Origin of the sequence: Flavobacterium cutihirudinis, assembly GCF_003385895.1 — a bacterium.
Taxonomy (GTDB): Bacteria; Bacteroidota; Bacteroidia; order Flavobacteriales; family Flavobacteriaceae; genus Flavobacterium; species Flavobacterium cutihirudinis.
Map to the genome: position 1 here is coordinate 589,292 of NZ_QRDQ01000007.1, position 25,751 is coordinate 615,042.

General features: G+C 33.9%; 27 protein-coding genes. 7 read left to right on the forward strand and 20 right to left on the reverse strand.

Going from position 1 to position 25,751, the window contains the following annotated elements; all coding sequences use genetic code 11:
• Nucleotides 1-30 precede the first annotated feature (30 nt).
• The gene (locus BD847_RS02535) at nt 31-1,905 is read left to right on the forward strand and encodes an alpha-amylase family glycosyl hydrolase (protein ID WP_115886686.1); all 1,875 of its coding nucleotides are present in this window, start codon (nt 31-33) and stop codon (nt 1,903-1,905) included.
• A 59-nt stretch (nt 1,906-1,964) separates the two neighbouring features.
• Here the strand turns inward: BD847_RS02535 and BD847_RS02540 are convergent, their stop codons facing one another.
• From BD847_RS02540 to rsfS, 8 genes are all read right to left on the reverse strand, one after another.
• Nucleotides 1,965-3,023, reverse strand: coding sequence for a glycoside hydrolase family 130 protein (locus BD847_RS02540; protein ID WP_115886687.1), 1,059 nt, complete (start codon nt 3,021-3,023; stop codon nt 1,965-1,967).
• Nucleotides 3,024-3,093: 70 nt separating this feature from the next.
• Nucleotides 3,094-3,876, reverse strand: coding sequence for a superoxide dismutase (locus tag BD847_RS02545; protein ID WP_115886688.1), 783 nt, complete (start codon nt 3,874-3,876; stop codon nt 3,094-3,096).
• A 6-nt stretch (nt 3,877-3,882) separates the two neighbouring features.
• On the reverse strand, nt 3,883-4,152 hold the full coding sequence (locus BD847_RS02550) for an acyl-CoA-binding protein (RefSeq protein WP_115886689.1): 270 nt from the start codon (nt 4,150-4,152) through the stop codon (nt 3,883-3,885).
• Nucleotides 4,153-4,806 (reverse strand): phosphatidylserine decarboxylase family protein, encoded by a 654-nt coding sequence (locus BD847_RS02555; protein WP_115886690.1) that lies wholly within the window; start codon nt 4,804-4,806, stop codon nt 4,153-4,155. It lies immediately after the preceding gene.
• Nucleotides 4,796-5,686 carry a phosphatidate cytidylyltransferase gene (locus BD847_RS02560; protein WP_115886691.1) on the reverse strand — a complete coding sequence of 297 codons (891 nt, stop codon included), beginning with the start codon at nt 5,684-5,686 and terminating at the stop codon, nt 4,796-4,798. Before BD847_RS02560 ends, BD847_RS02555 begins: the two co-directional genes overlap by 11 nt.
• 1 nt (nt 5,687) lies before the next feature.
• Nucleotides 5,688-6,293, reverse strand: coding sequence for a lactate utilization protein B/C (locus tag BD847_RS02565; RefSeq protein WP_115886692.1), 606 nt, complete (start codon nt 6,291-6,293; stop codon nt 5,688-5,690).
• A 115-nt stretch (nt 6,294-6,408) separates the two neighbouring features.
• Nucleotides 6,409-8,334, reverse strand: coding sequence for an ATP-dependent zinc metalloprotease FtsH (ftsH, locus tag BD847_RS02570; protein ID WP_115886693.1), 1,926 nt, complete (start codon nt 8,332-8,334; stop codon nt 6,409-6,411).
• Nucleotides 8,335-8,349: 15 nt separating this feature from the next.
• Entirely contained in the window at nt 8,350-8,721 is a 372-nt protein-coding gene (gene rsfS, locus BD847_RS02575; RefSeq protein WP_115886694.1) for a ribosome silencing factor, read from the reverse strand.
• Between the two features lie 94 nt (nt 8,722-8,815).
• Between rsfS and BD847_RS02580 the strand changes: the two genes are divergently transcribed.
• Nucleotides 8,816-9,556, forward strand: coding sequence for a biotin--[acetyl-CoA-carboxylase] ligase (locus BD847_RS02580; protein ID WP_115886695.1), 741 nt, complete (start codon nt 8,816-8,818; stop codon nt 9,554-9,556).
• A gap of 184 nt (nt 9,557-9,740) precedes the next feature.
• On the opposite strand, the gene BD847_RS02585 is transcribed toward BD847_RS02580, so the two are convergent.
• Both BD847_RS02585 and pyrE read right to left on the reverse strand, forming a co-directional pair.
• Nucleotides 9,741-10,133, reverse strand: a complete 393-nt coding sequence (locus BD847_RS02585; protein WP_115886696.1) for an SRPBCC family protein — start codon at nt 10,131-10,133, stop codon at nt 9,741-9,743.
• Between the two features lie 140 nt (nt 10,134-10,273).
• Nucleotides 10,274-10,918 carry an orotate phosphoribosyltransferase gene (pyrE, locus tag BD847_RS02590; protein WP_115886697.1) on the reverse strand — a complete coding sequence of 215 codons (645 nt, stop codon included), beginning with the start codon at nt 10,916-10,918 and terminating at the stop codon, nt 10,274-10,276.
• Nucleotides 10,919-10,925: 7 nt separating this feature from the next.
• On the opposite strand from pyrE, the gene BD847_RS02595 reads away from it, so the two are divergent.
• Nucleotides 10,926-11,579 (forward strand): NUDIX hydrolase, encoded by a 654-nt coding sequence (locus tag BD847_RS02595; protein WP_115886698.1) that lies wholly within the window; start codon nt 10,926-10,928, stop codon nt 11,577-11,579.
• Between the two features lie 244 nt (nt 11,580-11,823).
• Here the strand turns inward: BD847_RS02595 and BD847_RS02600 are convergent, their stop codons facing one another.
• The 4 genes from BD847_RS02600 to BD847_RS02615 form a co-directional block, all read right to left on the reverse strand.
• Complete coding sequence (locus tag BD847_RS02600) at nt 11,824-12,750, reverse strand: hypothetical protein (RefSeq protein ID WP_115886699.1); 927 nt, start codon at nt 12,748-12,750, stop codon at nt 11,824-11,826.
• 3 nt (nt 12,751-12,753) lie between these two features.
• Nucleotides 12,754-13,092, reverse strand: a complete 339-nt coding sequence (locus BD847_RS02605) for a hypothetical protein (protein WP_147298491.1) — start codon at nt 13,090-13,092, stop codon at nt 12,754-12,756.
• Nucleotides 13,093-13,145: 53 nt separating this feature from the next.
• The gene (locus BD847_RS20890; protein ID WP_208641782.1) at nt 13,146-13,826 is read right to left on the reverse strand and encodes a hypothetical protein; all 681 of its coding nucleotides are present in this window, start codon (nt 13,824-13,826) and stop codon (nt 13,146-13,148) included.
• A gap of 528 nt (nt 13,827-14,354) precedes the next feature.
• Complete coding sequence (locus BD847_RS02615; protein ID WP_115886701.1) at nt 14,355-16,082, reverse strand: M14 family metallopeptidase; 1,728 nt, start codon at nt 16,080-16,082, stop codon at nt 14,355-14,357.
• A gap of 205 nt (nt 16,083-16,287) precedes the next feature.
• On the opposite strand from BD847_RS02615, the gene BD847_RS02620 reads away from it, so the two are divergent.
• Both BD847_RS02620 and BD847_RS02625 read left to right on the forward strand, forming a co-directional pair.
• Nucleotides 16,288-17,652 carry a DEAD/DEAH box helicase gene (locus BD847_RS02620; protein ID WP_115886702.1) on the forward strand — a complete coding sequence of 455 codons (1,365 nt, stop codon included), beginning with the start codon at nt 16,288-16,290 and terminating at the stop codon, nt 17,650-17,652.
• 177 nt (nt 17,653-17,829) lie between these two features.
• Entirely contained in the window at nt 17,830-18,279 is a 450-nt protein-coding gene (locus BD847_RS02625) for a hypothetical protein (RefSeq protein WP_115886703.1), read from the forward strand.
• Nucleotides 18,280-18,455: 176 nt separating this feature from the next.
• Here the strand turns inward: BD847_RS02625 and BD847_RS02630 are convergent, their stop codons facing one another.
• The 4 genes from BD847_RS02630 to BD847_RS02645 form a co-directional block, all read right to left on the reverse strand.
• A complete protein-coding gene (locus tag BD847_RS02630; RefSeq protein ID WP_115886704.1) occupies nt 18,456-19,034 on the reverse strand; it encodes a PhnA domain-containing protein in 579 nt (192 codons plus the stop codon).
• A gap of 90 nt (nt 19,035-19,124) precedes the next feature.
• On the reverse strand, nt 19,125-19,583 hold the full coding sequence (gene coaD / locus BD847_RS02635) for a pantetheine-phosphate adenylyltransferase (RefSeq protein WP_055098044.1): 459 nt from the start codon (nt 19,581-19,583) through the stop codon (nt 19,125-19,127).
• A 76-nt stretch (nt 19,584-19,659) separates the two neighbouring features.
• On the reverse strand, nt 19,660-20,352 hold the full coding sequence (locus BD847_RS02640; protein ID WP_115886705.1) for a DUF421 domain-containing protein: 693 nt from the start codon (nt 20,350-20,352) through the stop codon (nt 19,660-19,662).
• 145 nt (nt 20,353-20,497) lie between these two features.
• Complete coding sequence (locus BD847_RS02645; RefSeq protein ID WP_115886706.1) at nt 20,498-21,469, reverse strand: D-alanine--D-alanine ligase; 972 nt, start codon at nt 21,467-21,469, stop codon at nt 20,498-20,500.
• 518 nt (nt 21,470-21,987) lie between these two features.
• On the opposite strand from BD847_RS02645, the gene BD847_RS02655 reads away from it, so the two are divergent.
• Nucleotides 21,988-22,608 (forward strand): PASTA domain-containing protein, encoded by a 621-nt coding sequence (locus BD847_RS02655; protein ID WP_115886708.1) that lies wholly within the window; start codon nt 21,988-21,990, stop codon nt 22,606-22,608.
• Nucleotides 22,598-23,644, forward strand: a complete 1,047-nt coding sequence (locus BD847_RS02660; RefSeq protein WP_115886709.1) for an RluA family pseudouridine synthase — start codon at nt 22,598-22,600, stop codon at nt 23,642-23,644. Before BD847_RS02655 ends, BD847_RS02660 begins: the two co-directional genes overlap by 11 nt.
• Nucleotides 23,645-23,876: 232 nt before the next feature.
• On the opposite strand, the gene BD847_RS02665 is transcribed toward BD847_RS02660, so the two are convergent.
• Both BD847_RS02665 and BD847_RS02670 read right to left on the reverse strand, forming a co-directional pair.
• Nucleotides 23,877-24,491, reverse strand: coding sequence for a hypothetical protein (locus BD847_RS02665; RefSeq protein WP_115886710.1), 615 nt, complete (start codon nt 24,489-24,491; stop codon nt 23,877-23,879).
• Nucleotides 24,492-24,499: 8 nt separating this feature from the next.
• Complete coding sequence (locus BD847_RS02670) at nt 24,500-25,741, reverse strand: ATP-binding cassette domain-containing protein (protein WP_115886711.1); 1,242 nt, start codon at nt 25,739-25,741, stop codon at nt 24,500-24,502.
• Nucleotides 25,742-25,751: the final 10 nt, after the last annotated feature.

Genomic DNA, 25,751 nt, shown 5'->3' on the forward strand with positions numbered 1-25,751 from the left:
ACTTTTAAAAATTAGATTTTAAAGTAGAATATGGTACATAAACGATTTATTGTTGCAGGAATGGTTGCAACTTTGTTTTTCACTGCATGTAAAACGCAAAATATAAAAATGAGCGAATCAAAAGAAGAAAAAACTACCAACAAAAAAGTAGTAGTTTATCAGGTTTTTACGCGTTTGTTTGGGAATAAAAACAGTACAAACAAACCTTGGGGAACAATCGAAGAAAATGGTGTAGGTAAGTTTAATGATTTTACTGATAAAGCGTTGCATGAAATCAAAGATTTAGGAGTTACTTACATTTGGTATACTGGCGTGCCGCATCATGCATTGGTACGAGATTACACCGCTTACGGAATTTCAAATGATGATCCTGAAGTAGTAAAAGGTCGTGCCGGTTCGCCATATGCGGTGAAAGATTACTATAATGTAAATCCTGATTTGGCTGTTAATCCTGCCAATAGGCTCAAAGAATTCGAAGATTTGATCGCCAGAACACATAAAGCAGGTTTAAAACTTCTTATTGATATTGTTCCCAATCATATTGCACGAAAATATGAAGGAAAGAATAATCCAGAAGGAGTTAAGGATTTTGGCGCCGATGATGACGTAAATGTTGAATATAAGAGAGATAATAATTTCTATTACATTCCGAAAACTCATTTTGAAATTCCAGATGGAGATATTCCGTTAAACGGAGAAAAAAATATGTTGGTTGATGGCGTTTTTGATGAAAATCCTGCAAAATGGACCGGAAATGGTTCAAGAAAAGCAAAACCAGATCAAAATGACTGGTACGAAACAGTAAAAGTTAATTATGGAGTTCGTCCTGATGGCTCTAAAGATTTTCCTGAACTTCCGGCAGGTTTTGACGAGAAAGGTTATGAAGAGCATTTTGCATTTTGGCAGGATAAAGAGGTTCCGGATTCATGGAAAAAGTTCAAATCAATTGCATTATACTGGACTGCAAAAGGAGTAGATGGATTTCGTTATGACATGGCCGAAATGGTTCCTTATGAATTTTGGAGTTATATGAACTCGGCTATTAAAATGAAAAACCCAAACGCGTTTTTGTTGGCAGAGGTTTATAATCCGCAAGAATACCGAAATTATATCCGTTTAGGAAAAATGGATTATTTGTATGATAAAGTCGAAACTTATGATAAGTTGAAAGACGTAATTCGAGGAAAATCTTCTCCTGATGGACTTTCAGATATACAGAAAGGAATGTCGGATATAGAGCATCATATGTTACATTTCTTAGACAATCATGATGAACAGCGTTTGGCAAGTCCTGAATTTGCTGGATCTCCGGAACGAGGGAAACCTTTAATGGTGGTTTCAACAACAATTAGCACTTCACCAACAATGGTTTATTTTGGACAAGAAGTAGGAGAGGCCGGAAATGAAGATGCCGGTTTTGGAAAACGCTCGAGAACATCTATTTTCGATTATATCGGAGTTCCAAATCATCAGCGTTGGATGAATGAAGGAAAATTTGACGGTGGAAAACTTTCAGACTCAGAGAAAAATTTGCGTGATTTTTATAAAAGATTGCTGAATTTTTCAATTAACAGTTCGGCTTTAATGGGAAGTTTTCAACAGATTCAGTCTGTTAATCGTCAAAACAATGCAGGTTATGATGATTTGATTTATTCTTATGTGCGTTGGTCAGAAAAGCAGAAATTAATTATTGTAGCTAATTTCTCTTCGGAAAAAACAAGTGAATTTGAATTAAAAGTTCCTGTTGATGTTATTTCGAAATGGAAACTGAAAGACGGTTCGTATTATGTATTGGTAGATAAGTTGTATTCTGAAAATAAAACGTATTTTACAGTGAAAAATGGAGAAGGAATAGCAAGAGTTAAAATAAAGCCTTCTGAATCATTTATTTATGAAGTAAATTAAAATTTAAAGGACAATAAATAAAAAACGGGTTTAGATTTTTTTTCTGAGCCCGTTTTGTTTTAAATACCAATCAAAAGCGACAAGATTTCTTTGATTGAAAAATGAGCAGCACAAACAAATTCATCTGAAGCACCATAATAAACGGTCAGTGTATCGCCATCAGGTTCTAGAACATGACCATTTGTAAAAACCACATTTCCAAAGAAACCGCTCAGTTCATAATTTGTTTTAGGGAACATAATTGGAGTTTCGGTTCTGGAAATAACTTTAGCCGGATTTTCTAAATCCATTAAAAATGCGCCCAGACAATATTGATGATATTCGTTTGCTCCATGATATATTTCAAGCCAGCCTTTTTCTGTTTTTATTGGAGCGGCTCCGGCACCAACTCTTTTGCTGTCCCAAAAACCGGTTCTTGTTTTAACGATGCATTTATGATTTCCCCAATGAACGCCATCTGGAGAAGAGGCTATCCAGATATAGTTTCCTCCAATATCTACACTGCTTGGACGATGTAGAGCATAAAACAATCCATTAATTTTTTCTTCAAAAATGGCACAATCTTTATTGTGAGCAGGAAGTATCATCCCATGTTTTTCGAAAATCTTCCAATCCGTTGTCGTACGTAAACCGACCCCAACGCCATTGTCAGACACAGCGGTAAAAGTGAGATAATAACGACCTTCTAGTAAGGTGACACGGCAATCTTCGATTCCAAATGTTTCTAATATTCCTTCGCCTACTAAATGTGGATAATCTTTTGGTTCATAAAACTGTTTTCCATTTTCACTACAAAGCAGTCTAATATGTGATAAAGTTGTCAAGTAGTCAGTTCCTTTATAATTGATGACGCGCGCATCTGTAGCAATAAGTTCAGGATCATCTTTTGCAATTTCTATTATTTGTATCGTCCCGTTTTGAGTTAATATAGGAAATGAAATGGTGTTTTCTGTTTGTTTTGGTCTCTCAGCAACACGTACTGCGAGCCATATTTTGTTTTGAAACTGAAATACGCCAGGATTAAGAAGACAAGTAATTTCAAGTCCGTCTCTGCTTGGCGGAATATCTGATGGTGATAAAAGTGGATTTTCTATAAAACGGTTTGCAATATCTTTCATGATTTCATAGCTAAGATTCATTTAAGATATAAAAAAAGCTGATACATATTGTATCAGCTTTTTTAAAGTTTTATACTTTTTTGACTTTCTTTAAAGCCTCTTTGTAGTTTTCGTTTACTTTTTCCCAGTTTATATGTTGATAAAAAGCATCAATGTAACTTCCTTTTCTGTTTTGATAATCCAGATAATAAGCATGCTCCCATAAATCGATTCCTAAAATTGGAGTTCCACGAATCACAGCATTTTTCATTAAAGGGTTATCCTGGTTATCCGTTGTTGTTACTTGTAGCCTTCCATATAGGTCAACTACCAGCCAAACCCAACCCGAACCGAATTGTTTTTCGGCCTGACCTTTAAATTGGTTTGTAAGATTGTTAAAAGATCCAAATTCTTTATTTATAGACCCAGCAAGTGTATCTTTTGGAGTTTGCTCTTTTTGACTTAAGGTATTGAAATATAGAGTGTGATTATAGTATCCTCCCGCGTTTTGACGAAGTTTGGCATTACTAAGATCCATTTTTTTTAGAATATCTTCAATTGGCATGTTTTCATACTCTGTAGAAACAATTTCCTTATTCAGATTATTAGTATACGTTACATAATGCTTAGAATAATGCGTTTCTAAAGTAAGTGATCGAATATCAGGAGACAGTCCGTCATAAGCAAATGGAAGTTTAGTCAATCCGAAAGATCCTGGATCAGCTTTTACGTCATCGGGACTTCCAATTAGGATTTTTTCTTCCTTTGTAGGAAGCGGAACTTCAACAACCTCTGTGAGTTTATTATTGTCATTACAAGAAAATAACATGAAAAATGAAGCTATAATACCAAAACGAATACTCATTTTCTTCATAATAATTTATTTTGATGTTAGTGAATTGATAATTTCAATGTAACATTCCTTTGCTTCGTCAATCGAAATGTGGCTTATTTGCATCCAGGCATTTGTTTTGAAAGCATCTCGTAAATCAAAATTTTGTGGCTGATTGTAAACTGCCATACCAAAAGTTGCCTGTTTGTAATAAGCATAAAGTCTTAGCTGCACATCTTGCGGCAAAGAAGCTTGCGTCATTTGTAATGCAGTTTCAACAGCTTCTGAAAAACGAGTATCTAAATCTTTATCTGCCATTTATGCTTTTGTAGCAATAATAGTTTTTCCGCCAATTGCTTTTTGGTTCAGTTCAACATTGATTTGTGTACCTAAAGGTAAAAATAAATCTACTCTTGAACCAAATTTAATGAAACCTGCGTCAGTTCCCTGAACAACTTGCATTCCTTCCTTAGCGTAGTTTACGATTCTTCGTGCCAATGCACCAGCAATTTGTCTGTATAAAATTTGTCCGAAAGATTCATTTTCGATTACAACTGTAGTTCTTTCGTTTTCTTCACTTGCTTTTGGATGCCAGGCAACCAAAAATTTTCCCGGATGGTATTTGCTGAATTTAATAATTCCGTCCATAGCATAACGAGTTACGTGAACATTGATAGGTGACATAAAAATAGATACTTGTAAACGTTTATCTTTAAAATATTCGCCTTCATATACTTCTTCAATAACCACAACTTTACCGTCAACAGGAGCAAGGATATGATCGCTGTTTCTGATTGCAATTCTTTTCGGATTTCTAAAAAATTGCAAAATAATAATCAAAACTACTACGCCGGCAATCTGAACAAGCATTCTAAGCCAGGCAATATCAATGAATTTGTCGGCAATTAGCAATACAGCAACGGCAAAAATAGTACCTAATAAAATGGATGGTCCTCCTTCTTTATGAAACATAATATAAAATTTGATAAAATAAAAATATAATTGGTGCTACAAATATAACACTATCTAATCGATCTAGGATACCACCGTGTCCCGGCATGATAGAACCACTATCTTTAACTCCGGAAATTCTTTTAAACTTCGACTCTATTAAATCCCCAATTGTACCAAAAATGCTAACAATTAAGGCAATAATAGTCCATATTAAAATGGATTTGCTGCTAAATTCAGGATTCGGCTGAATGTATAATTTAGAAATTAAAAAGCCTGCAAATGCTGCGAAAACAACACCGCCTAAAAAACCTTCTATTGTTTTTTTCGGTGAAACCCTTTCAAATAATTTATGTTTTCCCATTGATTTTCCAACCAGATAGGCAAAAGTGTCGTTTGTCCAAATAAGAATAAATAACCCTAAAATGATCTTCGGATTGTAATCATTAGTCCCAAAAGAAATTTTAACGATAAACACAAAAGGAAGTGTAATGTATCCTAAAAGATACAAATACTTTGATGAGACACTTACTTTTTGGACAGAATCATAAAATAGAAACAAAATACACTTGATGGATACTACTAAAGTAATAGCCAAAAGTATAATATCCAGTTTTTGAATGTTTGCATCTAGACTTAAATCTGTTTTGAATTGATTATTCAAAAAAGCAGTGGTCTGTTTGTTGTAATGACTAATAAGAACAATTATAGAATACGTTAACACCCCAAATAGAATCGAGAAGATTTTATTTAGATGAACCAGATTAGAATATTCATAAATTGTAATAATTAAGAAGATCCCAAAAAGAATAATGAAGCTTTCAGTAGAAAACAGAATTGATGTTAATAGGAGAGCGATATAAACAGCACCAGAAATGGTCCTCTTCAGTGTTTCATTCATCTTAAAGATCTTCTAAAAGCAGTAAATATAGATTTTTTGCTACGCTTCCGTATTGCGTAAAATCTTCTTCTTTAGCTTTTTCGAAATATTTTATTGTGGTAATGTTAGTCGGATAGTCTCTCTCGTACTTGCGTTTAATAGCACTCAATCCGTCGCTTTTCATTGGCAGAATTTGGCTTGTGGTGGCTATTATAACAATATTCGCAGGTAATTCGTTTGGTTTGTCTTGTCTGATTTGTTTTGATGAAAACAAAATCGAGCCTTCATCTGCAATAAGGTTCTCGCAGGAAGCTAGCAAAAATTTAGGAGTTCTCGGTGAAATATATTGTAATTTGTTTTCTTCCAATAAATGAAAAAGACCTGGTTCGTAGCATAAAACTTCTTTTTCGAACCAATCATTTTCTTCAAGGATATTTTCAAACTGTTCAGCAACTTCTTGTTTGTTTTCGCAATACAAAAATTTACCTCCATTTTTCTTAAAATTGAAAATGAATTGTTCATCTAAAGATAGATGACTATTCTGAACTGGATTTCCTCCGTATTCGCTTTCGTTTTCTTCGTCAGAAGCGGAATCACCGGACCCAAATATTTTTTTGAAAAAATTCATTTTTATATGAAATACTTTACATGTTAATTGAAAACGTTCAAAGATAAAAAAATCTTAATTCAAAAGGCTATTTTGAATTAAGATTTTAAAAAATATTACATATTTATTGAATAATTTACGAAACGACTTCTTCTAAATTTTTATCAAAAGTACGTTTTCCGAAAATTGCTTCTAAGTCATCTTTAAAGATAACTTCTTTTTCGATTAGTATATCAGCAAGCTGATTTAACTTGTCTTTGTTTTCTTCAAGAATTTCAATAGCTCTTTGGTATTGACCTTCAATTAATTCTGAAATTTCTTTGTCAATAATTTTTGCAGTTTCATCAGAATATGGTTTTGAGAAACTATATTCGCTTTGTCCGCTCGAATCATAATAAGTAACATTTCCAATTTTTTCATTCAAACCGTAAATCGTTACCATAGCACGAGCCTGACGTGTTACTTTTTCTAAATCGCTCAATGCACCAGTCGAAATTCTGTCAAAAGTTACTTTTTCAGCAGCTCTTCCACCCATTGTAGCACACATTTCGTCTAACATTTGATCTGTTCTTACGATTTGTCTCTCTTCCGGAAGGTACCATGCAGCTCCTAAACTTTGACCACGAGGAACAATTGTTACTTTAATAAGTGGTGCAGCGTGTTCCAACATCCAGCTTACCGTAGCGTGACCCGCTTCGTGAATTGCAATTGCTCTTTTTTCTTCTGGAGTAATGATTTTGTTTTTCTTTTCAAGACCACCAATGATTCTGTCAACAGCATCAAGGAAATCTTGTTTGTCAACAGCTGGTTTGTTATTACGGGCAGCAATAAGTGCAGCTTCGTTACAAACATTAGCAATATCAGCACCAGAGAATCCAGGAGTTTGTTTAGCTAAGAAATCTAAATCTAATCCTTCAACTTTTTTGATAGGAGCCAAGTGAACAGCAAAAATTTCAGCTCTTTCACGAATGTCCGGTAAGTCAACAAAAATTTGTCTGTCAAAACGACCTGCACGCATTAAAGCTTTATCAAGAACATCAGCTCTGTTTGTTGCAGCCAATACGATTACGTTAGAATTTGTTCCAAAACCATCCATTTCTGTCAGTAATTGGTTCAAAGTATTTTCTCTTTCGTCGTTTCCGCCTGACATATTGCTTTTTCCTCTCGCTCTACCAACAGCATCAATCTCGTCGATAAAGATGATCGCAGGAGATTTCTCTTTTGCTTGTTTGAATAAATCACGTACACGAGAAGCTCCCACACCAACGAACATTTCTACGAAATCAGAACCTGATAATGAGAAGAAAGGCACTTGAGCTTCGCCAGCAACAGCTTTAGCCAATAAAGTTTTACCAGTTCCCGGAGGTCCTACAAGTAAAGCTCCTTTAGGAATTTTACCTCCTAAATTAGTGTATTTTTCAGGGTTTTTAAGGAATTCTACAATTTCCTGAATTTCTTCTTTTGCACCTTCCAGACCTGCAACATCTTTAAATGTTGTTTTGATATCAGTCTTTTCATCAAATAGTTTTGCTTTTGATTTTCCAATATTGAAAATCTGTCCGCCTCCGCCAGCGCCTCCGCCAGACATTTTACGCATAATGAAAATCCATACACCAATAATAATGATGATTGGAAGAAGACTGATGAAAATGTCACTCCAGTTGTTTGCCTCTTTGAAATCGTAATCGACTAATTTTTTTTCAGCTTTAGCTCTGTCTAACTTTTCCTGAAAAGACTTTAAATCACCAAATTTTGTGGTGTAATGTGGGCCTTTATTTGGTCTGTCGAAGATATCTTTAGCTACTTTTTTATTTGCCGGATCTTTTAATGCTGCATCAGAAAGGTAGATTTCAGCATCTTTATTATTAAAAATAATAACATTTTTAATTTGTCCTTTTGCCAACATATTATCTATGTCAGACGATTTTAATTGAGCAGGCTCGCTCATATTAGATCCACCGGTTGCAAAACTTATAAATAGAAAAATTAGAAGTATTGCAGTGTATATTAACCAGGGACTTATTTTAAATTTACTCGGATTTGGATTATTATCTTTAGCCATTTAAAATTTTTTTCTTTAGTATTTGTTTTCGATTGTAGTTATTTTGGCGTCACCCCAAAGGCTCTCGATATTATAATATTCACGAATGTGTTTTTGGAAAACGTGTACCACAATATGCACATAATCCATCAGAACCCATTCTCCGTTATCGGTTCCTTCTACGTGCCAAGGTTTATCCTTTAAGTCTTTTGATACAGTTTTTTGAATAGAGTTTACAATGGCGTTAACTTGGGTGTTAGAACTTCCGTTGCAAATGACAAAATAGTCACAAACAGCCGTGTCTATTTCTCGTAAGTCAAGAATATCGATATCATTTCCTTTTACTTCTTCAATCCCTTTGATTATGTTCGCCAATAGAACATCATTATTAATAGTCTTTTTCGCCATGAATTATTTTTATGAATTTGTAAAGTTACCAAATTTTGTGATTATTTTTGAACCTTAACAAAATATTAAATTAAGTTAATTTAAAATTACTTGAATGAAACTAATCAAACTCGATGCCATAGATTCTACAAACGACTTTCTTAAGGCATTGTCTAGCCGTGATGAACTTGCCAATTTTACAGTGGTAACGGCTGAAAATCAGACAAAAGGGAAAGGGCAGATGGGCTCGAAATGGGAGTCAGAATCTGGTAAAAACTTAATTATGAGTGTCTTGGTAAAGGATTTTATACCAGAGAATGAACAAGTTTTTAATTTGAGCCTCATTGTTTCTTTGAGTGTAATTCAAGTTTTAAAATCATTAAATATTCCTGATTTAAGTATAAAATGGCCAAACGACATTATGTCATACAATAAAAAAATTGGTGGCATACTAATCGAAAACACCATCAAAAGTGATGGCAGAATCGTGTCAGTTGTCGGATTAGGGTTGAATGTAAACCAAACTAATTTTGATGAATTGCCTCATGCTTCTTCTTTGGCGGTTATTTTAGGAAATACTCTTGAAAAAGAAATTTTGCCAGAATTGATTATTGAAAAAATCAAAGAAAAAATTGATTCATGGTCTGTTTCAGCTTCGATCTTTTGGGACGATTATTTTCATTCGCTTTTTCGAAAAGGTATTCCAATGCCTTTTAAGAATTTAGATTTGAATGCTGGAGTACAAAATTTCATGGGAATTATCCAAGGTGTATCTTCAATTGGAAAATTGCAGGTTTTACTTGAAGACGATTCTGTTTCAGAATTTGATATAAAAGAGGTTCAGATGCTTTATTAAGTTTCTAAGATACTAAGATTCTGAGAGGCTAAGTTTTTTTTGCTACAAAGGCGCTAAGCCACAAAGTTTTTTTTATTTAATTTTAAATCTTTGTGTCTTAGCGTCTTTGTGGCATTTCAAATAAAAAGCCCGATTGTAAAATCGGGCTTTCTATTTATAATTGACAATTAATAATTTACCATTATTAAAGCTTGTTCATATTGTTTGCAAGAGTCTCAATAAACTTGCTGATTGGCCCTTTGATCATCATCGCCATCATAGCGTTGAATTCACCTTCAAAAAACAGCTGAACAGCACTTTCTGAATCAGAAACACTGTCAATGTTTGAAGTCAAAGTAAACGGAAGTTTATCGCTAGCAGCACCCAAAACAATTTTATTTGACGCTACTTTATCTTTCATCTTTAATTTGATTTCCGGCATGCCTTTCAATCCAAAAATAAAAGCATCTTCGCCAATTACCTCAAATTTAGCGATATTATCCGGCATTAATTTTTCAAAATTCTTAACGTCAGTCAATTGATTAAATAAATCCTGAGCTGATTTCTGAACAGTAACTTTTGGACTTTCTAAGTTCATATTGTTTTTTTTATTTTTAACGCAAAAGGCGCTAAGATTTTTTTAATATACAAGGTTTTATAAATAAACGCTAAGATCGCAAAGTTAAAACTTTAGATAAATTCTAAAAGGAGCAAAGCGACTTTAAGAAAATCTAAAATCTATTCCTGTCCCCAAGTTGATGGACTTGCGTTCCATTCAAGCAAGGTCGATTGCTGATCTTCTGTAATGTATTGTTTTTGAACCGCTAAATCCAATAAATTCTCGTAATTACTTAATGTAAACAAGTCGATATTAGCATTTTTAAAGTTTTCTTCAGCAACATTAAAACCGTACGTAAAAATCGCTGCCATACCTTTTATGTTGGCACCTTCATTACGCAAAGCTTCCACAGCCATCAAACTACTGTTTCCAGTGCTGATTAAATCTTCAACAACTACAACATTTTGTCCTTTTTGTAAAAAACCTTCCACTTGATTTTGTCTTCCGTGCTTTTTTGGTTCCGGACGCACATAAACGAATGGCAGACCCAAACTTTCAGCAACCAGAATACCAACACCAATGGCTCCGGTAGCAACACCGGCAATCACGTCAGGTTTTCCAAATTGTTTTTCAATGTTTTTAGCAAATTCATCACGAACATAGTTTCTGATGCTCGGAAATGAAAGAATTAACCTATTATCACAGTAAATAGGAGATTTCCAACCAGAAGCCCATGTAAAAGGATTTTCGGGATTCAATTTAATTGCATTTATTTGCAAAAGCAATTCGGCTGTTTTTTCGGCAGTATCTTTATTAAAAATCATAGTACAAATGTATAAAGTTTTTGTGAACGACAAACCACTTTTTTTGACAAATGAAATCTCACGCGAAACAGATTTCCAATTGTTCTTGTTAGAGAGTATTGATATCGAACAGCTTATCATAAAAATTTTTCAAAATAAAATTCAAAAAGCCATTCTGTATCATCCCGATGAAAGTGAGATAATGAAAACCCTGAAAGCCAAAATTCCGGTTAATAAAGCCGGCGGAGGTTTTGTGTACAATAAGAAAGGCGAGGTTTTATTCATCTTCAGAAATGGAAAATGGGACTTACCAAAAGGCGGAATCGAGAAAGGCGAAGATATCGAAGCCACTGCAATGCGAGAAGTTGAAGAAGAAACCGGAGTAAATCAGCTTCGTATTATCAATAAATTGCAAAAGACGTATCATATTTTCAAACGCAACGGAAAATACAAACTCAAAATCACGCATTGGTTCGAAATGCAATCTGATTTTGAAGGAACACCACACGGACAGCTTGAAGAAGGAATCGAAAAAGTGGCTTGGCTAAACCCGGAACAAATCAAAGATGCGCTTAAAAACTCTTACGAAAACATTAAATTGTTATTCGAAGAAGAAGAAATTTCAACAGGAAAAATTACACCGCCTGTTGCTTACCGATCAAGTCCAAATTCCAAGGATTAATATTTGGGCGTGCCACCAATAAAAAAAAGACCCAATCAACTTTGCGTTCATTGGGTCTTTTTTTTATTGCTGTCGGGCTTTCGCCGCTACTTCGGTAGCTTGGCTCTATCCCTCACGCGAAGATATGCTTTGTTTGAATTTGTTTCAAGTTTCGAGTTTTTTGCTGGCGCGAGCGTCCCAATCGTGCTTTTTTTAGTGATTTAGATTGCGTTCACGAGCTCGACCCTACCGCTAGCGGGGGATTTTAATTAGGTAATGTAATTCCTCTTTTAAGTAAATTTGTAATTATTGCACCATTGATTGTCAAAGGAAAACTTATTACTCCTTGCTGTATTTGCTCCTGTACAAGTCCTTTTTCAGTAAACGATCTCATCATATTTAAACTTTCAAGTTCATTAATCATGATATTACCATCTGAAATTTGTGAGTCTTGAAGAAAAATAAATTCTGCTTTTGTGAGCATTGCACCAATTTGCAGAACCTTGTTTTTTACTGATCTCGACATTTTTTCGTTATCGACGAGAATTTTAAATTGTCGAAAGTATTCCAAATCTTCTACATGAGAGTTTGATATATTTATTGGAGGTGCACTGTCATTCTTCAAAGCATCAATAGCGCTTTTCCTATAATTTTCCTCATTTATTTCATTAGCAAGCTTTAAAGAATTCTGAAGCTCGTCAACAGTTATCTTATGAGATTCATTAATCTGTTTGATGCTTTCCTGAAGATTCCTGTTACTGTCTTTTAATCCTTCAATCTGAGTGAGAAGCTCATCAATTGATTGTGATCCCGATTCAATGTTCTTTAATTCATACTCAGCTTTTGCAACTTTCTTTTTTTGTAAAGTTTTATGTTCGATTCCGTCATAACGCTTTGTTACTCGTTCATCATTAGTTTTAGATAAGTTTTTATCAATTAGTAACATTAACCTAGGAATTATTAAAGTATAAAAAAACGCTAATAGTATTGGCCAACCCAGTGCGGCAGGAGAGCAATATTCATAATTAATAACTATAATTTTATTCTCAATAGATTCTTCAGAAAAAAAAAGGAATAATATTGGCCTCCAGTTGAAAATAATAAAAGACCATAAAAAAGCACCTGATAAAGGTGTTTTTAATCGTTCTTTAGTCGTATCACTTAGGTCTTTTAAAAAGTCGAAAAAATCCATCCTTTATTTTGTTAATTCAAGTTTTGTAAAATCATTTCCAAAATGAGTTAGTAAAGTTGCGGTAAACATCCCCAAAACAATTGCATTAACAGCATCTGTCGGTTTTTTTACATTTGTCCAATAAGTATGATAAACTGTTAACTTCTCTTTTGAAGCGTAAAGCTGAAGCAAAACTATATTATTATATTGGGAAGAAATTGGTGTTAAGTAAAAATCCCCTTTTTTAGATTTTTTAATTTCCCAAGTTTCCAAAGTTTTTTCAACAGATTTGAAAATAAGAACTTCTAGTTGCTTAGGATCCAACGTATGTATATAAATTCTCATTTCTTTACTTTTTTTCAAATGTAGGATATTGTTACCAATTTTACATAAATATAAATTTAAAATCTGTAAGTTTATATCTCAATATTTTTTAATCTAAATTTGTAACAAATGCCAGACAAAAATTCACCTAGACAGCAACCAACACCTCCACAAAGACCAACGCCTCCACAAAGACCAATACCTCCACAAAGACCAACCCCGCCAGCAGGACCCGGCCACGGAGAAGGCCTAGAAAGAAAAGGTACTCCTAGGCCTCCTACAAAGGTAACTGCAAAAAAGACAAAAGTTAAAATCAAACCTAAGAACATAGAACCCATACTCACATAATTCATTATAGTTGTTAGGTTTGAGAACTTGTCAGAAGCTGTGTCATATTTTTTGGATTCTTCTTCTAGTTTATTTATTTTCTGGATAACAAATTTAGGATCAGGATTATCTTCTTTAATTTGTTTTAACTCAATTTCAGCAAGATGCATTAAGTAGCATTCTCTATTTGCAATATAACCAAACTGCTGAGATAGGAAATTTAATATAATACCCACTAAAAAAGAAAGAGCAGCTATTTTAATTAATACTATGGGGGGAGTTATACAACATGTACATTTATTTGTAGCAGACAATACATATTTAGTTGTTTCTAAACATGTATAAATTCCAGCACCACAGATTGAGATTATTAATAAATCAATTCTTTGAATGCTGTAGAACATGCTATCCCATGATTGTTTTTTACCTTCTATTAAATTATCCATAATTATTCAACTATTTTTTATTTAGATTTAAATGTAAATATTTGTAGTTTTACTTGCTTGCTTTTTTATTTGCTAAATCTTCCAAAATTGGATTCTTCCATTTTAAATTTAATTCCCGTAGCTTCAATTAAAAAAGCACAAGATTCATTAAGAGTGTAGATCTATGGATTCATTTTCATTTTCTGAAACTTTCTCTAACGGAACTAAATTGAAAAGAAAAATTTCCTTGGCATCGTACGTATCCGCATTTATAGAAAAGAAGGAAATCAATAAAATAACTAAGATCAATTTTTTCATGTTTACTATAAAGTCATAATGTTTTTGAAATTAAAGTGTGGCCAATTAAAAATCAATCACTTTTTCTTTTTCCGGCGCGAGTGTCTCGCTGTTGTCTTTTATTCCAAATGCTTTGAGAAAAACTGTAATGCAACTTTGGCAAAGTTTAATACACAAAGCTTTGCGTTCTTATCGTAAATCAAACCCAATCAAAATCAAAAAAACTTAGCGTACTTTGCGGTTAAAAAAAAACTACAAAACTCGATAAACTGGATACTGCAAATGCGCCTTTTCATAATAAACAGAATGCTTATAAATCCAATCCAATTGCGCTTCAGAACTTTTAGCAAATTCACGGTCGTTTTGTTTTTTAGCTTCTAATTCTGCTTTCAAAGTTGGGTTTTCTTTTAAAAGCTGTGCTGCAGTATCTTCGAAAATATATTCAGAATAATGCTCTTTTTGTTGTAAAATTGCATCGAAGAAATTCCAGTTAAAAAACGAATCAACACCTTCTGGTTCAAAAGCTTCCAGAAGATATTTTACACCTTTTTGAGTTGTCGGAACGATGTAATCTCCTTTGGCGAAAGCCATTTTAACCATTTTAGAAGTTACAGTTGTATTTCTATGTGTGTAATGTCCTTCGTAAGCAGACGGAACCGTTTTAAAATCGGCAATTCTATAGCTTTCTACTTCTATAATCGTGTCATTTTTTAGTTGTGAAAAAGAGATGTTGTTATTCTTCAAAAGGTCAATAATATTCCAATATCCTTTCGGAATAATATAAGCAGAAGGAATAACAACATCTTTTTGTGATTTGAATTCTTTAATATACGGAACGTCTTTTTTGTACGGTTTGCTTCGGTCGTAATACAAACGATCTCCGGTTGTGGCCTCGCTTTTTTTGTAACCGGCTTCATATCCTAAGAAAGAAAATTTGGTTGCTTTGGTGCTGTCCATTTCCCATTTTAAAGTGTAATTCTTTTTAGGCTGATACTGCTCTAAATTTTTTACGCGAAGTTCTTTGATTTTCTGATAATTGGCATCGGTAAAATCCATAGTTGTTTTCATGTATTCGTAGGTCATTTTTACCCGTTCGGCGTATTTTTTCAACATATGTGTTTCTACCACAAAACCAATTGTATTAAATAAAGAAGTATAACCCGTAGTATATCTCGGACTGTCAACAAACTGCCCAAAACCTTTGTCTGGCGTATCTTTAAACGAATCAACATAAGGTGTTGTTTCGATTTTCTTTTTCTGAAGATCTTTTACCAAGGCTGGCATCATTTCGTTGTTCATAAAATCGCCCAAAACCGTTCCGAGTTTATTATGTTGTGTCATAATATAAGTTAGTTTGTATTGATAATCAGAGCCGTTGCTTACGTGATTGTCAATAAAAACATCGGCATTTATTTTCTGGAAAATTTCAACAAAACTCTTTGTATTTCGAGTGTCGGATTTCATTAAATCACGATTCAAATCGTAGTTTCTCGCGTTTCCTCTAAAACCATAAATCTCAGGTCCATCCTGATTGGCTCGGGTTGTAGAATTTCGGTTTAAAGCGCCTCCAATATTATAAACCGGAATGCAGACCAAAACGGTATTTTTTGGCGCTTTCAGTTTTCCCGTTGCTAGATCTCTGTAGAATTGCATCGTCGCATCGATTCCGTCTGGTTCTCCCGCATGGATTCCGTTATTTACAAAAAGTACGGCTTTCGTTTTCTGAATTTTATCAAAGTCAAATTCCTTATCCGGATTAAAGGTAATCATGTGCAAAGGTTCGCCGGAATCAGTTAATCCCATTTCTTTCATTTGAATAGTAGGAAAATCAGCGGAAAGCATTTTAAAATAAGCAATAGTTTCTGCATAAGACGCCGATTGATTTCCGTTTCCTTTTTCGAAAAAAGTATCGTATTTTTTATTGTTTTGAGAGAAAGCAGTGATTGTGAAAAGTGAAATGAGAATGGTAAAAAGTTTCATGGTTTGGATTTATAATAGGATTCAAATATAGAGAAATTTAGATTTAAAAGTTAGTCACGAATTTCACGAATTAGCACGAATTAATTTGTGAAAATTTGTGTAATTCGTGGCGAAAAACATTTTTCAGCGGCTGAAAACTGCGACTGCGACTGTAATCTGAATACAAAAACTGTACACTGCCAACTATTTTCTCTACTTTTGCAAAATGAATAAAAAACACCATTCCAACAATATACTTTCGAATTTAGGGATTCAGAGCCTTAACGAAATGCAGGAAATGGCACAAGATGCTATTTTGAACGAAAACAATATTTTGCTGCTTTCTCCAACAGGATCAGGAAAAACATTGGCATTTTTGCTTCCTGTTTTAGAATTATTGCAGCCCGAAATTTTATCGGTTCAATGTTTAATATTAGTTCCATCACGCGAGCTTGGACTTCAAATTGAGCAGGTTTGGAAAAAAATGGGAACGCAATATAAAGTCAATATTTGTTATGGCGGACATTCTATAGATACCGAAATCAAAAATCTAAGCAATCCGCCTGCAGTTTTAATTGGAACTCCGGGAAGAATTGCAGATCATATCGACAGAGAAACTTTCAGAACAGATAAAATTCAAACGCTGATTTTAGATGAGTTTGATAAATCGCTTCAATTGGGTTTTCATGAGCAAATGTCTTTTATCATAGGAAGACTTCCGAAAGTCAATAAAAGAGTTTTGGTTTCAGCAACTTCAGATATTGAAATTCCTAAATATACACGCGTTGTAAATCCTAAGATTTTAGATTTTATTCCGGAAGAAGAGGAAAAAGCGAATCTTTCGATGAAAATGATTGTTTCTCCGGCTAAAGATAAATTGGGAAGTTTGTTCAATTTGATTTGTTCTTTAAAATCAGAATCGGCTATTATTTTCTGTAATCATAGAGATGCTGCGGAAAGAATCAGTGATACTTTAAACGAAAAAGGTATCTATTCGGTTTATTATCACGGCGGAATGGATCAGGACGAACGTGAGCGCGCTTTGATTCAGTTTAGAAATGGAAGTATCAGTTATTTAGTCACAACAGATTTGGCTGCCAGAGGTTTGGATATTCCTGAAATGAAACACGTTATTCATTATCATTTACCATTAAAGGAAGACGAATTTACGCATAGAAATGGGCGTACAGCGCGTATGCAGGCAACAGGAACGGCGTATGTAATTATTCACGAAAGTGAAAAACAGCTGGATTATATTGATTATGGAATGGATATTCTTGATGTTGAAGGAATAGTTTCATTGCCGAAACCTCCACAATTTCAGACGATTTACATCAGCGGCGGTAAAAAAACAAAACTGAATAAATTTGACATTGTTGGTTTCTTTTCTCAAAAAGGAAAATTAGAAAAAGACGATTTGGGACTGATTGAAGTAAAAGATTTTGTCTCATTTGCAGCAGTAAAATTCAATAAAGTAAAAGATTTACTGAAACACATCAAAGATGAAAAAATGAAAGGTAAAAAGTTCAAAATTGAAGTGGCGCGAAATGTTGTAAAGAAAGAAGAAGAAACAAAAAATAAAAAATACTAAATTGAATAAAAATAGAATAATTGACTGATTTTAGTTCTATTTATTTGTTTATCAATGCCTTGTGTTTTTTGAATGAAGTTTTACAATTTTGTGTTAAAAAAATAATGATTTGATAGGTGTTTTTTCATTATTTCTGTGTTTTTTTGTTACAGTAAAAATGTAAACCCCAAATTCATTATGAAAAAAATTATTACCGTTGCCATTTTGTTCTTTAGTTTCGTTTCTTTCGCGCAAATTAAAGTTCTTGAAACAGTTCCTGTTGAGAAATTAGGAAAAGTAAATAACAATTATATTCAGAAGATTGGAGATGAATATACTGTGTATTATACTAGTATTCAGAACGATGATGATGAATCATCAAGCTTAAGAAAATTTACATTCAAAAATGTGAATAACGATTATGCAAGCCTTTACAATATTATTATGAATGGTTTTACTGCAAGCCCATTGTATGATATTAAGTTAGAATTGCCAAATAATTATATCTGGTTGCACTACACAGGAAGTGTTATTCCTGATAAGGCGACAGTTCAGTTTATGGTTTCAAATAAAGATGCTTCTTCTGCAACAAGTAGCGTATCTGAGCCATTTGTAAAAGATCAAATCAATAAATTATTCCAGAAATAATTTTTTTAAGGTTCAAAGTTACAAAGTAACATAGGGACAAAGTTTTTTAAAACTCTGTTTTACTTATTGTCATAAAAAAAGCTGTTCAGTTATGAACAGCTTTTTTGTTTAGTTTGAGGTTTTAAGTTGCAAACCTTTGAACCTTTGTTACTTTGTCCCTTTGTTACTAAAAAGAATTATATTTTTTTAACGTATTGTGTAATAATAACAATTTGCTGACCATCTACTTTTCCTTCAATATATTCGGCATTTTCGTGGTCTAAACGGATGTTTCTAACTGCAGTTCCTTGTTTTGCGACCATGCTTGATCCTTTTACTTTAAGATCTTTGATTAAAACAACAGAATCGCCATGCTGTAAAACTACGCCGTTACTATCACGGTGAACTAGCTTATTTTCGTCATCTTCGCCTTCGCCTGTTGCTTTTGCCCATTCAAGAACATCTTCTTCCAGATACATCATATCTAGTAATTCCTGTGGCCATCCGGCAGCACGCATTCTGCTTAACATTCTCCATGCTACAACTTGTACTGCAACATTTTCATTCCACATGCTGTCGTTAAGACATCTCCAGTGGTTTAAATCAACGTTATCAGGATTTTCAATTTGGTCAATACAGGTATTGCATGCTAATATACTTTCGTCTAGACCGCCTTTTTTAGTTGGAAGTACCTGATAAACTTTTAGATTTTCTTCGGCGCCACAAAGCTCACATTTAGATCCGCTTCGTTTGCTTAATTCTCTTTCGATGCTCATTATTTCTTGTTTGTTTTAAAAATGCGAAATTACTTATAATTTGCTTCGCTGGCAAATATTAAAATTTTATTGGAAACAACTTTATCTATTTTATTTTTTCACTCTAACCGCATCCGGAACCAGCATTTCATATTCGCCTCCATGACGCAATACATCGCGTACAATGCTAGAACTTATAAATGATGTACTTGCCGCGGTCAATAAAAATACGGTTTCTATTTTAGACAGTTTTCTGTTGGTATGTGCAATAGCTTTCTCGAACTCAAAATCGGCTGGATTTCGCAGACCTCTCAAAATGAAATTTGCTTTTAGTTTTTTTGCTAAATCTATTGTTAATCCTTCGTAAGTGATCACCGAAATTTTTGGTTCGTCTTTAAAGGTTTCCTCAATAAAACGTTTCCTTTCTTCTAGCGAAAACATGTATTTTTTTTCGGCATTGACACCAATGGCAATTACGATTTCATCAAACAAAGGAATTCCTCTTTTTATAATGTCTTCGTGTCCTAAAGTAATTGGATCAAATGATCCTGGAAATATAGCTTTTCGCATTTTTTTTGTTTTTTAGGTTCAAAGCTGCAAAGGCTTTTTTATTCTGTAATTGGAGTTTAAATTTTGGGATTTGTTTTTATGTTATCCTAAATGTCTTAATTGCCGAAACCCACTCGTCTTTATGGCAAATTTCGCAGTTTGCATTTCCTTGTTGTAATTCTTGTGTGTGACCGCAGAAAGTACAAGCATGAATTCCGTCTTTCGAGATTGTTTTATTTTTTTTATTAAACAGAGCTGGTAAAATAGGAAGACCATATTTTACTTCTTCATCCGGATAATAAAAAACACTTATTTCGCCGCTGGTTTCTATAAAAGCATGTTTGACTTGCCCTAAATGTTCAATCGATTTGATGCGCAATTCTGCGAAAAATTCATCCTGAGCCAGACTTTCTTTTTTGAAAGTAGCTATTGAAAACTTTCCGTCATTGATTAAACATTCCGTTTTACCTTCGATGAATTCTTCAAATTTTTTGCTTTTTCCGGTAAGCCAGGTTACAGAGCGGTACAAAATGATAATTACGGTAAATACAATTGCGGCCGGTATGATTCCGACATCTTCATAAAACATTGGATCTCCTGCAGCAGAACCTAATGCAATAATAATTACAGTTTCGAAAATTGATAATTGTTTTACGCCTCGTTTACCCGCGAGTTTTAAGGTCAACAGCAAAATAATGAACATTACCGTTGAACGAAATATTACTTCTAAAGCAAAATTTGCTGGTAAATCATTGTAAAATAATCTATTCCATTCAAAGATTTCTTTCATTTTTTTTCTTTAGAGGTTCAAAGGTTCAGAGTGACAAAGGTTCAAAGTTTTTTGCGTAGGACTTTTACTTTGCTTGGTTTGACAGTTATGAATAAAAAAAGGTTCTGAAATCTTAGTAATTTAGAATCTCAGAACCTTAGTATCTTTATGCTAAAGCTAACTCAATTGCATTTGTAAACAAATCTTCCAGAGAAATTCCAGCTGCTCTTGCTTGTTGCGGAATCAAACTTTCGGTTGTTAAACCTGGAATTGTATTCATTTCAAGCATATAAGGCTCGTTGTCTACGATAATGAATTCGCTTCTTGAAAAACCTTTCATTTTTAGAACTTCGTACGCGCGTTTGGCTGTTTCTCCAACTTTTCTTGTCAGTTCATCTGAAATTCTTGCCGGAGTAATTTCTTGTGATTTTCCTTCGTATTTCGCTTCATAATCGAAGAAATCATTATCGGATACAATTTCAGTAATTGGCAATACTTTAATTTCTCCTTTATAATTGATAACTCCAACAGAAACCTCAGTTCCGTCAAGAAAACTTTCGATGATAATTTCGTTGTCTTCTTTGTAAGCAACTTCAATAGCGATTGGAAGCTCGGCTTCTGTTTTTACTTTTGAAATTCCGAAACTTGAACCCGCTTTGTTTGGTTTTACGAAACATGGCAAACCTACTTTTTTAACGATTTCTTCAGTATTGATTACATCGCCTTTGTTTAGGTAATACGAAATTGCTGTTTTGATTCCGTATGGTTTTAAAACCGATAATAAATCTCTTTTGTTAAAAGTCAAAGCCGATTGATAATAATCACAAGATGATTGCGGTAATCCAATTAATTCAAAATAAGCCTGCATTAATCCGTCTTCGCCCGGAGTTCCGTGAATAGCGTTGAAAACACAGTCAAAAGTAATTTTTTCACCGTTTACAGTTACTGAAAAATCGTTTCTGTCAATTGGAAATTCGGCGTCGTTTGCGTCTACATAAACCCATTTTTCTTTGAAAATATGAATACGAAATCCGTTGTATTTTGTTTTGTCAAGATATTGATACACAACGTTTCCGCTGATAAGCGAGATTTTATACTCACTTGAATATCCGCCCATTATGATGGCAATGTTTTTCATTGATGTTTGTATGTTTAATCGTTAATTTGTTTAACTGTTTATTTGTTTAACTGTTTATTTGTTTAATCGTTTATTCGTTTTATTGCTGATTCACTTAACTGTTTGTTTGCTATGAATTTATCAAATTTTTACGAATTGTTTTTATTCGTTTTGTTTGTCAGGCTGAGCTTAGTCGAAGCCCCTTTTGCTGAATAACTTTAAGGGGGACTTCGACTACGCTCAGCCTGACAATATTGTAGTTTTTTTAAATAAAATTAAGAACAAAAATCTTCTTTTGAAACCAAGTGCCCTAGCCCTGATGGGAGCGGCATCCTTTTATGGTGGGGTTCACCATAAAAGATACAGCGGACAGCAGGAAACAGCTCCTAAAATTGAAACTCTAAATTTTTAAATTCCAAATTCCAAAGGCCTTTTGTTATTATAAAAATTACAATCGCGCGACTTCCTTGTTTTAAACAAAATTATCATTTTTTTTGAAATGAAATACTTTATCTTTGCGTTCAACTAAAAATTAATTTATGAGTTTACGTAAGTATTTAACTAGTCGGGTATTTTTTTTACAAGTATTAGCTGCAGCTGCTATTATCGCAGTTTTAGGTTATTTGTTTATGCATTGGCTGACTTTTACAACGGATCACGGACATGAAATTGCGGTTCCGAATTTAGCTAAATTAACTGAAGAACAAGTTGAAGAAAAATTGGACGAACTGGACTTAGATTATGTCCTTTTGGATAGTGTCGATTATAGAAGTGAGTTTCCTAAATATAGTGTTGTTGAGCAAGATCCGTTGCCTGGAACAATGGTGAAAGTAGGAAGAAAAATATATATTAAAATTAATGCATCAGGATTTTCGTCTGTTAAAATTCCTGATTTGATCGAAAAAACATATCGTGAAGCGGTTCCTACTTTGAAAGCTTTAGGGCTTGAGCCGGGAACAATCACTTATATTCCGAATCTTGGAAAAGATATGGTTTTGGAGATGCGTTACAAAGGAAGAAATTTAAAGGTAGGCGACCGCGTATTGAAAGCTTCTAAAATTGATTTGGTTTTAGGAGATGGAAAAGCAAGTTATGTAGATGAAAGTCAGGCAACAGACAGTACAGCAGTGCCTGCAGAAACCCCACAAGATGAACAATAATATTGAAGAAAATTTAGATCTGGAAGACGAATTATTCGAACATTACAGATTTGAAGTCCCTAAAGGTCAGGCGTTTTTACGTATTGACAAATATTTAATGTATTTGATTCCGAATGCCACGCGAAATAAAATTCAGAACGCGGCAACGAACGGGAACATTTTTGTAAATGATATTCCGGTAAAATCAAATTATAAAGTAAAACCTTTTGATGTGATAACAGTAATGTTGTCGCATCCGCCATTTGAAAACCATATTCTGCCGGAGGATCTTCCGATTAATATTGTGTATGAAGATGATGCCTTTTTGTTGATCAACAAAGAGCCGGGAATGGTTGTGCATCCTGGTCACGGAAATTATACTGGGACTTTGGTGAATGCTTTGGCACATCATTTCGATAATTTGCCAATGAACAGCAGTGAGCGCCCAGGTTTGGTTCACCGAATTGATAAAGATACGTCCGGACTTTTGGTTGTTGCCAAAACGGAAGCGGCAATGACACATTTGGCAAAGCAGTTTGAAGCAAAAACAACCGAACGTGAGTATATTGCTCTTGTTTGGGGAAATGTTGTCGCAGAAAGCGGTACAATTGAAGGGAATTTAGCAAGACACTTGAAAGACCGTATGCAAATGGCGGTTTTTGCTGATCCGGAAATTGGTAAACCGGCTATTACGCATTATAAAGTGTTGGAACGTTTTGGTTATGTAACGTTGATTTCGTGTAAACTGGAAACGGGAAGAACGCACCAGATTCGTGCGCACATGAAGCATATCGGACATCCGTTATTCAATGATGAGCGTTACGGTGGACATTTGATTTTGAAAGGAACGACTTTTACTAAATACAAACAGTTTATTGAAAATTGTTTTAAGGCTTTGCCACGTCAGGCTTTGCATGCTAAAACGCTTGGATTTGTTCACCCAAATACGGGAGAAATGATGCGTTTTGATACGGAATTACCTCAGGATTTTCAGGATTGTATTGAGAAATGGCGTACGTATGTGAAGTCGCATAATACGGAAGATGACGAGAATTAATTAGATAATTAGATAATTTCTTGAAACCGAAATAAATAAAAAGCTCCTTTTGGGAGCTTTTTGTTTATGCGATAATTTTATTATTGTTCCAAATTTCTGTAGAGGCGCACGGCAGTGCGTCTAACGTATTGTGGATATTCGTTGTAGATATTCGTTGCGGAGACGCACTGCCGTGCGCCTCTACGGATATGCATTGTGTTCGAATTGTAAGATTACCTAATTGTCACATTGTCTAATTTAATTTAGAATGATGTTTTATTTTTAAATCGGTTATTTTGACTTCTCCGTTTGTTATGAAACCTAGTTTTCCTTTTTGATTTAGACTGCTTTTTTCAAGTGAGCATTCTAGTGTCTTGTCATCAACAGTGAAAAATAATTGATTGTTTAAAACTTTGATTTTTACCGAATACCATTTGTTGTTTTCTAATTCCATTGGTTTTCTGAACAACGTTTTTCCACCTCTTTTTCCGTATGAATTGTCGTTTTTGAAATAAATACCATCACCAATTACAATGTTTTGATCAATTTGATATAAATAGGTTCTGATGTATTTTTCTTTATCGATGTTTAACATTACCTCAAACAATGATCCTTCGGTCATGTTGACTTTAAAAACGATTTCATAATTTTTAGGAAGTCGTTTTTTTGATTCCATTACTCCCCAATGCATCGGTACTCCATGTCCAATCAGGGTATCTTTTTCCAGAAACCATTCATTTAAATTGCAATGTGATTTAAATTGAGAAGCTTTAGTGATTTTGTATTCTTTATTTGTTGTCGAAATTGTCGTAGAACAAGAAATTATTAGTAGTGTAATTGCTAATATAGCTATTGATTTGATTTTCATTTTGGCTTTTAGTTCAATTCAGAATGATATTTTATTTTTCCAATTGACCCAGTTTCAGCCGGTAAAAGTTCAAAAACAGAAGTGGGAGCAAGGCCTTGTTCTATTCGATGTGAAACATATAAAATAGAGACGTTTGTTTCTTGTTTTATAGTATTAATGAGCTGAATTACCAAATCTACATTTTCGTCGTCTAAACCTTCTACGGGTTCGTCTAAAATCAATAAAGGCGGATGTTTTAAAACTGCTCGAACTATTAAAGCAACTCTTTGCTGACCGATGGAAAGATCAATAAAACGTTTTTTGCGTAAATGCGTCATTTCTATCACTTCAAGCCATTGATTTACAATTTGTTTTTGATGCGTTGTCGGTTCAGTGTATAATCCTATGGAGTCAAAAAAACCGGAAAGAATCATTTGTTCTAAAGTATGACTTTTTTGAAATAAATCGGTCATCGAAGTAGCGAAGATTCCGATTTGCTTTTTAATATCCCAAACACTTTCGCCGCTTCCTTTTTTTCTTCCAAATAAATATAAATTCTGACCAAAACCTTTTGGATTATCGCCTGTAATTAATGATAAAATAGTGCTTTTTCCGGAACCGTTCGGGCCAATTAATTGCCAGAATTCTCCCTGTTTGATTGTCCATGAAATCTTGTCGATAATTTTTCGATCCTCATAACTCACCGAAACTTCATCCATTTTGATTAATACACTTTCGTGGAAGGAATGTGGTTCAACCGCTTTTGGAATTGCGGCTGTATTTAAGGTTTTAAAATGATTTTCGGCTTTTACAAATGGATGTAATTCGAAAGTATTGTCTTTGATTAAAGCTTTATTTGGAACAAAATCTAATATATCGACAGTGCGATTTAATAATTGAATAATAGCAACAGAATCGGTCAGTTTTTCTAAAGATTCTGCCAAAACCACTCGCGAAGCCTGATCTAAATGATCAAACGGATTATCAAAAATGATAAAATCCGGTTTTAGATCAATGCAGTAACGTAAAAACTCTTTCTTGCGTTCTCCCGAAGAAAAGGTTCTTAATTGTCTGTTTGAGCTTGGAGAAGTTTCAACGCTATCGTATTGAAACTCTTTCTCGATGAATTTTTCTATCGCAATATCAGAAAAGAGAATTCCTTTCTGATCGTTAAAAATGGCTAATTCTCCTTTTGATTCTCCGTTTAAAATAGTGTCTATAAAAGCTTTTTTGTTTACCTGATTTGATAAAAGTATATCCCAGTGTTGCATTATAAAATCT